This window comes from Virgibacillus indicus, assembly GCF_002266285.1.
Lineage (GTDB): Bacteria > Bacillota > Bacilli > Bacillales > Amphibacillaceae > Virgibacillus_K > Virgibacillus_K indicus.
Genome location: NZ_NPMS01000056.1, coordinates 1 through 420, shown reverse-complemented (window position 1 = coordinate 420; position 420 = coordinate 1). Strand labels below are relative to the sequence as shown.

The window sequence follows — 420 nt, the reverse complement described above, 5'->3', positions numbered from 1 at the left end:
TATGCTAGTAAACCGGATTAGATACCCTGGTAGTCCACGCCCTAAACGATGACGACTGGGTGTTCGGGGAGCGATCTCCGAGTACCGTAGCTAACGCGTGAAGTCATCCGCCTGGGGAGTACGGTCGCAAGATTAAAACTCAAAGGAATTGACGGGGACCCGCACAAGCGGTGGATGATGTGGATTAATTCGATGCAACGCGAACAACCTTACCTACCCTTGACATGTCCGGAAGGCTGCCGGGAGGGGGTTGTGCCCGAAAGGGAACCGGAACACAGGTGCTGCATGGCTGTCGTCAGCTCGTGTCGTGAGATGTTGGGTTAAGTCCCGCAACGAGCGCAACCCTTGTCTCTAGTTGCTACGAAAGGGCACTCTAGAGAGACTGCCGGTGACAAACCGGAGGAAGGTGGGGATGACGTA

1 rRNA gene is annotated in these 420 nt (G+C 55.2%); it reads left to right on the top strand.

Features of this window, described 5'->3' with window-relative positions:
- Positions 1 to 420, top strand: a 16S ribosomal RNA gene (locus CIL03_RS20015); the annotation flags it as partial.